The organism is Carboxylicivirga caseinilyticus (assembly GCF_050589785.1).
Classification (GTDB): domain Bacteria; phylum Bacteroidota; class Bacteroidia; order Bacteroidales; family Marinilabiliaceae; genus Carboxylicivirga; species Carboxylicivirga caseinilyticus.
Genome location: NZ_JBNGOX010000015.1, coordinates 12,009 through 25,700, shown reverse-complemented (window position 1 = coordinate 25,700; position 13,692 = coordinate 12,009). Strand labels below are relative to the sequence as shown.

General features: G+C 36.6%; 10 protein-coding genes. 2 read left to right on the top strand and 8 right to left on the bottom strand.

Translation table 11 applies throughout. The annotated features are described in order from the left end of the window. Positions 1–89 precede the first annotated feature (89 nt). The 5 genes from ACRD62_RS09650 to ACRD62_RS09630 form a co-directional block, all read right to left on the bottom strand. Positions 90–1,682 (bottom strand): choice-of-anchor J domain-containing protein, encoded by a 1,593-nt coding sequence (locus tag ACRD62_RS09650; protein WP_430819919.1) that lies wholly within the window; start codon positions 1,680–1,682, stop codon positions 90–92. A 157-nt stretch (positions 1,683–1,839) separates the two neighbouring features. Beyond that, positions 1,840–3,270: a tetratricopeptide repeat protein gene (locus ACRD62_RS09645; RefSeq protein ID WP_430819918.1), complete on the bottom strand. Its 1,431-nt coding sequence runs from the start codon at positions 3,268–3,270 to the stop codon at positions 1,840–1,842. A gap of 69 nt (positions 3,271–3,339) precedes the next feature. Then, positions 3,340–4,113, bottom strand: a complete 774-nt coding sequence (locus tag ACRD62_RS09640; protein WP_430819917.1) for a zinc ribbon domain-containing protein — start codon at positions 4,111–4,113, stop codon at positions 3,340–3,342. Positions 4,114–4,116: 3 nt separating this feature from the next. Beyond that, the gene (locus tag ACRD62_RS09635) at positions 4,117–5,214 is read right to left on the bottom strand and encodes a Nif3-like dinuclear metal center hexameric protein (RefSeq protein ID WP_430819916.1); all 1,098 of its coding nucleotides are present in this window, start codon (positions 5,212–5,214) and stop codon (positions 4,117–4,119) included. A 2-nt stretch (positions 5,215–5,216) separates the two neighbouring features. Continuing rightward, the gene (locus ACRD62_RS09630; RefSeq protein ID WP_321405494.1) at positions 5,217–5,558 is read right to left on the bottom strand and encodes a MerR family transcriptional regulator; all 342 of its coding nucleotides are present in this window, start codon (positions 5,556–5,558) and stop codon (positions 5,217–5,219) included. A gap of 260 nt (positions 5,559–5,818) precedes the next feature. On the opposite strand from ACRD62_RS09630, the gene ACRD62_RS09625 reads away from it, so the two are divergent. Further along, the gene (locus ACRD62_RS09625; protein WP_430819915.1) at positions 5,819–6,958 is read left to right on the top strand and encodes a CapA family protein; all 1,140 of its coding nucleotides are present in this window, start codon (positions 5,819–5,821) and stop codon (positions 6,956–6,958) included. Between the two features lie 69 nt (positions 6,959–7,027). Here the strand turns inward: ACRD62_RS09625 and ACRD62_RS09620 are convergent, their stop codons facing one another. Then, positions 7,028–8,002, bottom strand: a complete 975-nt coding sequence (locus tag ACRD62_RS09620; RefSeq protein WP_430819914.1) for a M23 family metallopeptidase — start codon at positions 8,000–8,002, stop codon at positions 7,028–7,030. A gap of 218 nt (positions 8,003–8,220) precedes the next feature. Here ACRD62_RS09620 and alaS point away from each other — a divergent pair, with 218 nt between their 5' ends. Beyond that, complete coding sequence (gene alaS / locus ACRD62_RS09615) at positions 8,221–10,860, top strand: alanine--tRNA ligase (RefSeq protein WP_430819913.1); 2,640 nt, start codon at positions 8,221–8,223, stop codon at positions 10,858–10,860. A gap of 360 nt (positions 10,861–11,220) precedes the next feature. Here the strand turns inward: alaS and ACRD62_RS09610 are convergent, their stop codons facing one another. Further along, the gene (locus ACRD62_RS09610; protein WP_430819912.1) at positions 11,221–11,736 is read right to left on the bottom strand and encodes a GNAT family N-acetyltransferase; all 516 of its coding nucleotides are present in this window, start codon (positions 11,734–11,736) and stop codon (positions 11,221–11,223) included. Further along, a complete protein-coding gene (locus tag ACRD62_RS09605; protein WP_430819911.1) occupies positions 11,736–13,643 on the bottom strand; it encodes a tetratricopeptide repeat protein in 1,908 nt (635 codons plus the stop codon). Before ACRD62_RS09605 ends, ACRD62_RS09610 begins: the two co-directional genes overlap by 1 nt. Positions 13,644–13,692: the final 49 nt, after the last annotated feature.

Below are 13,692 nucleotides of genomic sequence, written 5' to 3'. Positions count from 1 at the left end.
GCAATCTTTCAAAGTAGATGCGATCCGAAACACCAATAAAAAACCGCAGCTCAAACAGAACTGCGGTTACATATAAATGATTTTAATACTTATTTCTTAATCACTTTTTGAGTTGTTACGGTTCCATCAGCCATTTTAATCTGAAGGATATACATTCCTTTGCTCAAATCTGAAGTTGAAACAACACCTGAAATAGCAGGAACATTTTTCACCAACTGACCGGCAGCATTGTATAAAGTAACACCTGTAACATCAGCTCCCTCAACCTTAAATTCAGTTGAGAATGGATTTGGAACGACTTTCACTGTCTTTGTTTCTTTTTTGTCAAGACCTGTAGCGGTATCTTTACCTGAAATATATATTCCGGTCACTTCCCATTTATTTGATATACTTGCACTTGAAGTATAAACAAATGCAAAGTAAACATTACCAGTTAAAGAACTTATATCAACTATAGTAGTTTTAAACTCCCAATTTCCTGGTGATAATTCATAAGATGGAAGACCAGTCCAGTTTGCACCAGCAGGATTTCCACCTCCATCATAATTTAGAGAATACATAACTTCTAAATTATCTTGCAAAGTATTAACTGCTGTTTTGAATTCAATAGTTTCATTTTCAGTATTATCAAGATTAATTACTGGAGTAATTAACCAATCTTCATTATCTGCAGAACTTCCATCAATCTGAGCAAAGGTAGTTCCACTATATACTCCGTATTCCCATACAGCATCTCCACTAGTAGAAATTGCTTCAAAATTACCTAAAGTTCCACTACTAAAATCTTCGTAAAAAACCTCTGTATCATGCCCATCAATGGCAAATATTGCATCTGACTCATCAGAAACTGCTGAATTTAATGCATCAACTACTCTAATTTTATAAGCATCCCATGACCAGGCATTTAATGGGATAGTAAAATCATAAGTGTTTGTTCCATCAACAGAGGCAATCTCACCAGTAATTTGTTCCCAAATAGATTCATCCGTCCAAACTTCAAAATAAACATTCGCAACATTAGTAGAGTTCCAACTAAATTGAATAGACTGGCCTGCGGTATAATCAACGTCGCCATTAGGTGATGTTAACTCTAGGGTACCAGCAACAAGTTCATTCGTAGCACCTGGCGTTGGAGTTCGAGCATAAAATTCAGATGTATTTAATGCTCCTCCTGCACCATCAGTATTACGTTGCAAAGAGTTCTCTGTATCATCATTAAGCTGCACCTGGCTTGGAGTTAAAACATCAATCAAACCAGTATCATCAGCGTCATTTGTTCCGTAAACAACTGCATCCACCAAATTATTTGATGTTACAGGAGTTCCATTTGGAAAATCAGTTGCACTCCCAGAATACAAAGCAATTGCATCTGCACCATTTTGAATAGATGATATTGCCAAAGTAGCTTGAGAAACATTGCCAATTACAAAGAATCCATTAGCTTCAATTGTATAACCATCAAGGTCAATTGCATCATAGGATGTGTCTCCACTTCCATTAAACAAAACCAAAACATATCCATCTAATGATACAGATGAAGATGAAGTATTATATAACTCTATAAACTCTTCAGTATCTGTTCCTGCTTGATCTGCATCAAACTCATTTATTAATATTTGTCCATTCACACCAGTAAAAACAGCAAATAATAAAAGAAAAGAAAAAAGTAAACTATTTTTCATAATAAAACGGTTAAGTAATTAATAATTTTAGATTCACAATTTACACAAAAATAGTAGATACATTAGATATTTAGGCTATCTAAATTTTAAATAGTTGTAAATTTAATCTAAACCGTACGGTCGGTAGCATAAAGAAGCTCAATAATGCAGTATAAAATTAGCTAGCCCCCTTTTTTAATGCAGCATCAATCTTAATCGTTATTTCTTTTTGATATTCTCCTGTGTTTAAATCTGATGCCCATTGCAAATATTGATGGGCTTTTTCAAAGCTTTTTTGTTCAACCATAATCTCTGATGCAAACAAGGCTGAATAAGGTCCAAAATAACGACTATCATCACCAGACAAAGAGATGACCTTATCATAGGCCATTAAGGCTTGTTTATAATTATTCAGCAGGTGCTCTGCCCTTGCCAAACGATACCACCATTCAATCTCATAAAAAGAAGAATATTTGTTTATTGAATCGGTATTTAAAACACTAATGGCAGTCAGGTAATCTCCTCCGTCTATTAAAAACCGTGCTTTAACTAATGCAACAGGACAATCTTTTAACATCCCGTATTCAGACTTTGCCTGCCGATCCAGACTGGTTGTGAGATTATCAGTTTCATCAATCAAACTTAGCCAGGCATTTCTTTTAATCCCCTCTTCTTTAACATGACAGAATCTGGCAATTCTATAAATTGCATCAGCATAATACCGATTTCTATTGCCATCATTACAATATTGTTCCAAATAGGCAATTCCTTCCTCCTTCAGTTCATTTAGCAAAAACCTGCCTTTTATATAGCCAAGCAAAGGAAACTTGTGAATCTGATGTCCTTTCCAATCGTGAATCCAGTCAAAAACCAGTTTAGACTCATTAATCTTAACCGCATTTAAGGCAACAACAAAAGAAAGTACAGGGGATCCATATCTTTCAGCTTCCTCCAGAAGCCACTCTAACTCCGTTCTTTCAATATTTGAAAACTGCAGACTACTGTAGGCCAATAACAATAAGCCTTCCGTATGCAAACCGTCCTTGTATTTTGTTTGACTTATGTACGATCGTAATAACTGAAAACCCAGTTCACTATCTCCTTCAATTCCAAACAACCAGGACAAGAAACCATATTGATTTTCAACCTGATCAGCAAAAATCAAAAACAAACCATGTAGTTTTTGATATTCCAGGGCATCACATTGGTTTTTATCTAATCCTTCAAACGACTTATAAGCTTTATAAATATTATAAACTCCAGTTATTTCATCACCTTTCATTACCTGCATCAATCCCAATTGAACATCAAGATTAATAAGCATCATATTTACTTTCTGATTTTCCGTTTTTGTTATTTTAAGGAGTCTGTTTTGTTCTTTCTCAAAAGACTTAACCCAATCCTCATCTTCATAGTTCACAAATTGCAAAAAGCATCTGTAGGCACTTAAATAGTAGGTTTCATCTTCGTTCAGAGATCCGAAATCAGAAAAGTTATACTGATACTCATCGCTCAAACACAGCTGTGCTTTGGAACTCAACCATTCATTACTTTGAGAATGGAGAGAAAATGAAACGAGAAACAGAAATACAGATAATACAATCTTCATCAATATCAACTAAACAAAAACAGCCGGACAAATGTCCGGCTGCAATTTAATATTTTTTACTGGCAGAAATTACTCTGCAGCTTCTTCACCACCAATCGCTCTGTCAACCAAAATTCGACCGCAATACTCACAAACAATTACTTTTTTGTGTGAAGCGATATCTAACTGGCGCTGAGGTGGAATTTTATTAAAACAACCACCACAAGCATCACGTTCAACGGTAACTACTGCTAATCCATTTCTGGCATTTTTGCGAATTCTTCTGAAAGCAGTTAACAGACGTTCAGGAACACTTGTTGCAATTTCTTCTGATTTTTGCATCATTCGCTCTTCCTCAACCTGAGTTTCTCCAACGATCTCGTCAAGTTCTTTCTTTTTGGCTGCAAGGTCAGCTTTTCTATCTTCTAACAATTGTTTTGAAGATTCGCCAACTTCTTTCTTGTTTTTCAACTCAGCCGTGAACTCTTTAATACGTTTCTCGCATAATTCGATTTCCAGTTTCTGAAACTCAATCTCTTTAGATAAAGAATCGAATTCACGATTGTTACGCACATTCATTTGTTGCGCTTCGTATTTTTTTATCAGCAAACCTGATTCTTTAATTTCGTTCTTTTTACCCAGGATGGCGTCATTCAAACTTTTAATCTCCCCGTCAAGGTTAGCCATACGGGTATCCAACCCTTCAATCTCATCTTCCAAATCCTGAACCTCCAAAGGAAGCTCACCTCTAAGCGTACGAATCTTGTCAATCGAAGACTCCACTGTTTGAAGGTCGTAAAGAGCTTTCAGTCTTTCTTCTACTGACATCTCTTTTTCTTTTGCTTTCGGATCTATTGTTGCCATTCTTTATAAATAATTTACTGGATTGGTATTCTCTAATGATAAACGGACTGCAAAATTAGAGAATTTTTTTGTAAGTAACTCAAAAAAAACTTCTTTAGTGAATTGTTCGCTTTCAAAATGTCCAATATCTGCAATAACAATTCGCTCTTCAGCATCAAAAAACTGGTGATACTTAAAGTCTCCCGTAATAAAAACATCGGCTTTTTCAGCAATTGCTTTGCTCAATAAAAAACTTCCGGAACCACCGCAAACCGCCACCTTTTTTACTTTTTTATTTAATAGCTGGGTATGACGTACACAACCAACATTAAATATATTTTTTACTTCTTTTAGAAAATCTATCTCATCACAGGCCTCATCCAATTCTCCAATCATTCCAATCCCTGCTTTTTCCCAATCATTTTTTAAAGGATAAATATCATAGGCAACTTCTTCATAAGGATGAGCGTTAACCATCTCATTAACTACTTTACCTTTAAGGTATGAAGGCAGAATGGTCTCTATTCGCACTTCTTTCTCAAAATGAAGCTCTCCCCTTTCTCCCACAAATGGATTGGTATTTTCACTTGCTCTGAAAGTTCCTTGACCTTCCTGGCTAAAACTGCACGAACCATATTCTCCAATAACTCCTGCACCTGCTTTAAAAATCGCCTTTCTAACATTCTCTGCATGATCAACAGGAACAAACACAACCAACTTTACAAGGCTCTCTTTTATAGGCGATAATATCTTACGTTTTTTTAAACCTAGCTTATCACACATTTTTCCACTCACACCATCCATTACTGAATCAGCATTGGTATGCGAGGCATAAATTGCAATATTATTTTTGATTGATTTTAAAACCACCCGCTCCATGTCATTTTTTCCGGTGATCTTTTTTAAACCAGATAACATAATTGGATGATGCGAAACAACCATATTACAATTATTTGCTATGGCTTCATCAATTACTTTTTCAGTAATATCAAGGGTTACCAGCACTCCTCTTACCTCTTCATCAGCATCTCCCAATATTAACCCAACATTGTCGAAATCTTCTTTTAAAGCCGATGGCGCAAACTGCTCCATCACATTCATTACATCCCTTACTCTGCTCATGTTTAATTATCGATATTATCCCGCACCTCAATCAACAGTTCTCTGATCTCTTTCAACTTCGACACTACCTCAAAATCATGAATAGTATCATCCCTGTTTTCTTTCAACTTTTTCTGAGCCCCTTTCAATGTCATTCCTTTTTCTTTAACCAGATGGAAAATAAGATGAAAGTTCTCAACATCAGTAGGAGTAAACATGCGATTTCCCTTTTTGTTCTTATGAGGTTTAATCACATCAAACTCCTTCTCCCAAAAACGAATTAAGGAAGTATTAACATCAAACATCTCAGCAACTTCGCCGATTGAGTAATATAACTTTTCGACTTTCTTTTCTTTATAAGGCATGTATCTTTATTTGTTAACTAGTTGAATACAGCAATAATCCACTGCTCAACTACACCTTTAAATCAAGTAAACGATAGTATTACAATATTAGTAGTAATTTAACTAATTGCCAAACCATAAACTCGAACTGTCAATACTGATAAATAAGATACATCTGCTATTCAGTAAATTCGAACATTTAACTCAATCTACCATAAAAACCATAACAGCTCGCGCCTTGCCTTCTCGAATAGTATTATCTTTGAACAAAACAACTTATTATGAAGAGAAGCTTTGGGATATTTATATGCACTATCTTATCCTTTACCTTTGCAATCGCACAAACAAATCAAACCAAAAGTGGACTGTCATTTATTGGAGTTGGTGATATGATGCTTGGCACTCATTTTCCTTCCACTCAATATTTACCTCCTAACAATGATCCCTGGCCACTATTGAAAGAAGTTCAGCCTGTTTTTGCTGAGGCAGATATCGTTTTTGGCAACCTTGAAGGAGCTTTTCTCGATGAAGGAGCTGTTTTCAAAAGATGCAAGGATACCACTAAATGTTATGCATTTAAAACCCCCACTTCATTTGCACCGACATTAAAAAAGGTTGGTTTTAACTTATTAAACCTGGCTAATAACCATATCAGAGACTTTGGCCCTGCCGGCTTAAGAAAAACAACTGCAATACTCGACAGTCTGGAAATACCCTTTGCTGGTCTTGAATCAAAGCCTACTGATATTCTTGAATTCGAAAACTACAAAATTGGTCTTTGTGGGTTTGCTCCCAATACTGGTACAGTTCAGATTGGCGACATAGACAATGCTGTTAGAATAGTAAAAGAATTAAAAGAAAAATGTGATTACGTTGTAGTCTCCTTTCACGGTGGCGCCGAAGGTAAGGATCACCAACATGTGACCCGACAAACAGAAATCTTTTATGGAGAAAACAGAGGTAATGTTTATGAATTTGCCCATGCGATGATTGAAGCCGGAGCCGACATTGTTTTTGGTCATGGCCCTCATGTTCCTCGCTCCATTGAAATCTATAAAGATCGCTTCATTGCTTATAGCCTGGGTAATTTCTGCACCTACAGCCGTTTTAATTTAAGTGGAGCTAATGCCTTAACTCCTGTAATCCAAATATGGACTGAAACAGACGGCTCTTTTGTCAGAGGAAAAATTCATTCCTTTCACCAAATTAAAGGTGCAGGTACCTTTCCCGATCCTTCAAAGCAGGTTTTGCATAAAATAAAAGATCTAACCCGAATTGATTTTCCGGAACTAAAGGATCGATTGGTAATAGATGGCGATGGTGATTTTTATATGCCTTTTGAAAAACCAATTAAAAGCATGGGTATCAGTTCTCCTAAAGCAACAACAATATCAGCTCAGACGCTTAAACCCATCAGTTAACAAACTGATACAACAGTCATACAAAAAAAGCCGCTTTACGCGGCTTTTTTACTTTATTTTGAATTGATTTTAATCAAATGTTTGGTTCGAGTTCGAAGAAATCTGAATCATTCGGTCATATTGCTCAGCAGTAAGCTCCTCTTTGAAATAATAATGCTGAGGATTAACTTTTCGACCTTTCTCAATCACTTCGTAATGTAAATGTGAAGCAGTACTTGTACCGGTATTTCCAACGTAGCCAATCACTTCGCCACGTTTCACCTTTTGCCCCATTTTTACGTTAAATTCGTTCATATGAGCATACAAGGTAGTGTAACCAAAACCGTGATCTATTTCAACACGCTTACCATACCCTCGTACTTCATTTGTGATTTTCGAAACAACCCCATCACCTGTAGCATATACTTCGGTACCGGTTGGAGCCGTAAAATCCATTCCATAATGAAACTTACGAACCTTATAAATTGGATGTATCCTATATCCCCACCCAGAGGCAGTTCTTCGCAGATCGTTATTTGAAATAGGCATGATGGCTGGAATTGAACGAATCATTTCGTCTTTTTGCTTAGCCAGTTCAATAACTTCATCAAATGAAGTTGATTGGACATATAATTGCTTCATTACAATATCCAATCTACGGGCAGTCTTTGTAACGAGTTCTTTATTATCCATATCTTCAAGGTGCTCATAACGGTTTACACCACCAAAACCAGCACGGCGAATAGTCTTTGGAATACTATCAGCCTGAAAAATGGATCTGTAAATATTTTCATCCCGAAGTTCAATATCCTCTAATACCGATTCAACCTGATCCAGCTTTTTGTTCATAATATCATACTGTGACAGAAGCTGCTGAATTTCTCTGGCCTGACGCTTTTCTTTGGGACTTTCAAAAATGTAGGGATATACAAAGTATAGAATTACACCTAGAATCAGAAAAGAAGTAAGGTAGATTGAAATTCGGGTAAAATAGTAATTAAATCCTTTCTGAATACGATCATAACTAAGTGTTTCAGGATTGTATCTGTATTTGACCTTAGACATGTCTTGATCAGTTTTATTTTAAAATTAAAAAATTATCCACGAATCGTCCAAAATTAGGTAAATAATCTAACTTTGCAAGAAATTTTTTTGTTTAGTAAAGGTTTGAATACTATTTAGGTATTTAATGAACTTAAAATCAAAAAATCAGGCTCTATTCTTTTGTTTGAGCCTTTTTTAGTACTGAAAAATAAATAACAGACATTATAAATTAGCAAAACATGATGACGGCATCTGAAATCAGGAAGAGTTTTTGGGATTTTTTCAGATCAAAACAACACAAAATCGTTCCTTCAGCACCAATGGTTGTAAAGAACGATCCTACTTTGATGTTCACAAATGCTGGTATGAACCAGTTTAAAGACATTTTTTTGGGAAATAACGAACCCGTTAGTCCAAGGGTTGCCAATTCTCAAAAATGTCTGCGGGTATCAGGTAAGCACAATGACCTGGAAGAAGTTGGGCATGATACCTATCATCACACTATGTTTGAAATGCTAGGCAACTGGTCCTTTGGCGATTACTTTAAGAAAGAAGCTATTGAATGGGCCTGGGAATACCTTACTGAAGTATTAAAAATAGACAAAGACAGATTATATGTAACTGTTTTTGAAGGCAGCAAAGAAGATAACGTTGAACGTGATAATGAAGCTGCAGATAACTGGAAAGAATGGATTTCGGCCGACCGTATTATCAACGGGAATAAAAAGGATAATTTCTGGGAAATGGGAGATACAGGTCCTTGTGGTCCTTGCTCTGAAATACATATCGACATGCGTTCAGATGATGAGCGTGCTAAAGTTGACGGCAAATCATTGGTTAATAAAGACCACCCGCAGGTAATAGAAATCTGGAACCTTGTATTTATCCAATTCAACAGAAAAGCAAACGGCGAGTTGGTACCTCTTCCTAATAAACACGTGGATACAGGTATGGGATTCGAACGTTTGTGTCGTGCCATACAGGGAAAAACATCAAACTACGACACTGATATTTTCCAGCCATTACTTAATAAAATAGCCGAACTTTCAGGTTTTGAATATGGTAAAGTAGAAGAGATAGATATCGCCATGCGTGTTGTTTCTGATCACGTCAGAACCATTGCATTTTCTATCACTGATGGTCAGTTGCCTTCTAACAACAAAGCTGGTTATGTAATTCGTCGAATTCTTCGTCGTGCAGTTCGTTACAGTTATACCTTCCTGAATAGTAAGGAAGCCTTTATTTATAAACTTATTGATACACTTATCGCCACAATGGGCGAAGCATACCCTGAGTTGCAGGCACAAAAAACACTTGTAGAAAAAGTTATCAAAGAAGAGGAAGAATCTTTCTTAAGAACGCTGTCTACAGGTATCAATATGCTGGATAAAATCATTGCCGACACCAAAGAGAAGAACTTCAATGTTGTACATGGAGCTGTGGCATTTGAATTATACGACACATTTGGATTTCCATTAGATCTAACGGAACTGATCCTAAAAGAAAACGGATTGGTTGTTAATCGCGAAGAATTCCAGATTGAGATGGATAAACAAAAGGAACGTGCTCGCAACGCAACAGCTATCGAAACTGACGACTGGCAGGTTTTACAGCAAGACGATCGCGAAGAATTTATCGGATACGATTATCTCGAAACTGAAGTTTTCATCACCCGATATCGTAAAATAAAAGCTAAAAACAAGGAGCTTTACCAGCTTGTATTCAACATCACTCCTTTTTATGCTGAGAGCGGAGGACAGGTTGGAGATTCTGGTTACATCCAGCAGGGCGATGAGAAAATTTCAATCATCGATACCAAAAAAGAGAACAACCTTATTGTACATCTGGCAAAACAGTTACCAAGTAATTTAAATGGTAATTTTAAAGCTATAGTCAACACAAGTGCTCGCCAGAGTACAGCCAATAACCATACTGCTACACACCTTCTGCATAGTGCTCTGCGCGAAGTATTAGGAACACATGTTGAACAAAAAGGATCGTTGGTACACCCAGAATATTTACGCTTCGACTTTGCACATTTCCAAAAGGTTTCTGAAGAAGAACTGGATCAGGTGGCAGCCATTGTAAATAGTAAAATCAGACAAAATATTAATCTGGAAGAGAATCGTGAGATTCCATATCCAAAAGCATTAGAAATGGGAGCCATGGCTCTTTTCGGTGAGAAATACGGTGATTTGGTTCGTACCATTAAATTTGGTGAATCAGTTGAGCTGTGTGGTGGCACACACGTTAAAGCAACAGGGGAGTTAGGATTCTTCAAAATCATCAGTGAATCATCCATTGCTGCTGGCATTCGACGAATTGAAGCTGTTACAGGTTCAAAAGCAGAAGAATTCATCAACCAACAGTTTGGTTTGATTAAGGAATTGCAGAACATGTTTAAGAATCCTGCTAATCTTAAGAAAAATATCGAAAGTCTGATGGAAGAGAATGTTGTGATGAGTAAAGAGGTTCAAAGCATGAAGAAAAGTGCTTTAACCATTGAAAAACGCAATATCATGGATTCTGCCAAGGATTTTAACGGTGTTAGTCTGATGGCCGCGAAGGTTAAACCAGTTATTGCTGATCAGCTAAAAGATCTGGCTCATATGATTAAAAACGAGTCTGATGACAATGTTGTAGTAGTCCTTGGCGGAGAAGTAGCAGGCAAGCCTCAGCTGGCAATTTTAATTGGTGAGAAATTAGTTAAAGAATATGACCTAAATGCAGGCACTATCGTTCGTGAAGCTGCCAAACGCATGCAAGGTGGCGGCGGTGGCCAACCATTTTTTGCAACTGCAGGTGGTAAAAATCTTGATGGATTAGATACTGCCATTGAAGAAGCGGTTGCATTAATCAAAAACAAACTGGAAGCATAACCTCACAGGATATTCATCCGATATATTAAGCCCGGCCATGAGTCGGGCTTTATTGTATCCGTAATATGAAATAAATAATAGGCAATATTAGTAAGCCTGAGAGGAAATATGGCTTATTCGCGTGTCTTCCATTTTTAATTATCAGCATTCCTTTTAACAACAATACAAAACCCATCAATTCAACGATATTAATAAAATAATATACTCGTAAAAAGAAAGCCTTTGGTTCAAGTTCAGATATTGTAGAAAATGAAACTGTATAAACCGGCGTGTATTGCTTTAGATTTGCTATTTCTGATGCAATAAGAAGTAAATAGATAGTTATTATAAAACCGAAATAGAAGTAAATCTTTTTCACTATTAAGCATTGATTTTCTGATACATTAATTCATCAACAAAACCACCTTTGGTTTTCAACCATTGTTTTTTTGTTCCAATCAATGAAAATCCGGCTTTTTCAAACAATCTGATACTGGCATTATTATCCGCTGAGATATTGGCATAAACCTGTTTCAAACCGAGTGTATCAAAACAGTAAGCCAAAAACATTTCCAACGCTTCATAAGCATAGCCTTTTTCCCTGTAATCTTCGTGAATAATAATTCCAACTCCACCTCGCTGGTGAAAACCATCAAAATCAAATAGATCAATCATACCAACCGGGATATTGGTTGGTTCCAGTTCAAGAATTAAACGAAGTTGTTTGGTTTGGTATATATCAAGCTGAGCCTGCTCAACATACAATTTTAATTGGTGCTTTGAAAAAGGGGTGAGCGTATTGCTCACCTCCCATATCTTCATATCATTTTCCCACTTGTAAAGTAAATCAACATCTGTGGGCTCAAGAGCTCTAAGAACCAGCTCTTCTTGTTTCATTATTCTGTTTTTTCTTTAGCTAAACTATTCAATTGTTTGATTTCCCGAACAAATGCATCATCCCATATTTTAACATTGCCAAAGACAGTGCTTTTTACTTTTAAAGTAGCCTTATAACCTTTATAAGCACCATAAGCATAGCGGAACCAACCGTCTTTACACTCATATACTTTAATTAAACTGGCATCCAGACCATGCTTCGTAAATAAATCGTTGGTTATTTCAGGCTTTTTCAAAGAAACAAACTGAACAGTGTAATAAGGTATTCCATCTGAATCATCCATTACTTCTGTCACTGCCTCATCTTTTGGTTTTTCTGCAATCAGATACTTCATTTCAGTATCTTCCAATGTTAATGTCTGAGAGCTTTTCTTATAGGCCATTTCCCTTTCAACATCAACTATTGCATTAACTTCTTCATATCCATCTCCGGCATATGTAATCTTATATTTTTTCTCTGCTTCAAGAATTAACACATATTTTCCGGTTCCAGGATGTGGTTTGTAAGCACCAACCTCTTCATCAGTCTCAGCATCACTCACATAAATACGCACATTTTCCAATGGAGCATCTCCACTAACTACTTTTCCTTTAAATACAGCCAGGCGATTAATCTCAGGCTCTTCGTATTCGATCAAATAGATATCTGACCCTCCTAAACTACCTTCGTATCTTGATGAAGCGTAATAGGCAATATTTTGAGTTGCAGTTGGCACAAAGAAAAAGTCATCATCAGGTGTATTAATCGGATAACCTATGTTCTTTGGTGCACTCCATTCACCATCTTCCTGTAGTTGAGAATAGAAAATATCGAATTTACCCATACTGTTATGACCTTCAGAACTGAAGTATAAAGTTCTTCCATCAGGATGAATAATAGGTGTTTCCTCATCATATGGTGTATTTAAAATCGACATATTCTCAGGCTTTGCCCACTCTCCGTTAGGTAAGCGACGCACTCTATAAATATCCAATCCTCCAACACCACCTTCACGGTTACTGGTAAAATACAACGTTGAGTTATCAGGTGAAATTGAGGCATGCGTCTCAACATATCTTGAGTTTATCGGCTCCGGTAACTTAACTGGCTCAGTCCAATCCTCACCATCAAAGGTACTGTGATAAATATTGGCACCATCAATATCATTTCTGTAGATATAAAGCTCTGTTCCATCAATTGAAAGACAAACACCAGCTTCATGTCCTTTCTTGCGAAACAGCTCTTTCAACGATTTGGCTTTATCCCAGGCTCCATCTTTCTTATCAGATGAATAAACACGCTCAGCATATTGCCCATCAGGTAATAAGTCGCTATAGCTTGAAGCACGACGAGATGTAAAAAGTAATAATGACTCATCCGCTGAGATAAGAGGACTATGGTCGTCGTACTTGGAGTTTACTTCCGGACCCAGATTTTTAACAACCAATTTTACCGGAGCAGCCATTAAAGCAATCGCATTCTCACAATATTCAATCTGACGACGAAGGTTTGTAATAACATCTTTCTTTAAAGGATCAACAGTTGCAAGTACCTTTTCATATAATTCAATGGCCCTTTCAGGTTGAAGCATCAATTGATAATTCATTCCAATAAAGCTTTGCACATCAATTGCCACATCACCTGCTTTTTCTTCTTCAGGCAATAAGGAATATAATTTCTCAAAAACTTTAATAGACTCCTCATGAGTTCCCAGACTCATTTCGCAATATCCAAGATTATACAAAACCTCAACATCCTCAGCATCTTCAGCTAACAATTCCTCAAAAAGGTCTTTTGCCTCCTCATAGGCTTTGTTATCCATCAGATAAACGGCATCTTTAAATTTCTTGTTATCACGAGTTTGAGCACTCACCAACTGAGCTGACAAAAATACGGCAATGACTACCAGTAAAGAACGATGTATCATATTTGGGCTGGCTAAATTTATTATCAATTAATTAATCAAATGCAAAATA

What these genes read in the sequence shown, in the direction of transcription:
- ACRD62_RS09635 (WP_430819916.1), bottom strand. Translation starts at nt 5,214, where the DNA reads ATGAGCAGAGTAAGGGATGTAATGAATGTGATGGAGCAGTTTGCGCCA.
- alaS (WP_430819913.1), top strand. Translation starts at nt 8,221, where the DNA reads ATGATGACGGCATCTGAAATCAGGAAGAGTTTTTGGGATTTTTTCAGA.
- ACRD62_RS09630 (WP_321405494.1), bottom strand. Translation starts at nt 5,558, where the DNA reads ATGCCTTATAAAGAAAAGAAAGTCGAAAAGTTATATTACTCAATCGGC.
- ACRD62_RS09645 (WP_430819918.1), bottom strand. Translation starts at nt 3,270, where the DNA reads ATGAAGATTGTATTATCTGTATTTCTGTTTCTCGTTTCATTTTCTCTC.
- ACRD62_RS09625 (WP_430819915.1), top strand. Translation starts at nt 5,819, where the DNA reads ATGAAGAGAAGCTTTGGGATATTTATATGCACTATCTTATCCTTTACC.
- ACRD62_RS09640 (WP_430819917.1), bottom strand. Translation starts at nt 4,113, where the DNA reads ATGGCAACAATAGATCCGAAAGCAAAAGAAAAAGAGATGTCAGTAGAA.
- ACRD62_RS09610 (WP_430819912.1), bottom strand. Translation starts at nt 11,736, where the DNA reads ATGAAACAAGAAGAGCTGGTTCTTAGAGCTCTTGAGCCCACAGATGTT.
- ACRD62_RS09605 (WP_430819911.1), bottom strand. Translation starts at nt 13,643, where the DNA reads ATGATACATCGTTCTTTACTGGTAGTCATTGCCGTATTTTTGTCAGCT.
- ACRD62_RS09650 (WP_430819919.1), bottom strand. Translation starts at nt 1,682, where the DNA reads ATGAAAAATAGTTTACTTTTTTCTTTTCTTTTATTATTTGCTGTTTTT.
- ACRD62_RS09620 (WP_430819914.1), bottom strand. Translation starts at nt 8,002, where the DNA reads ATGTCTAAGGTCAAATACAGATACAATCCTGAAACACTTAGTTATGAT.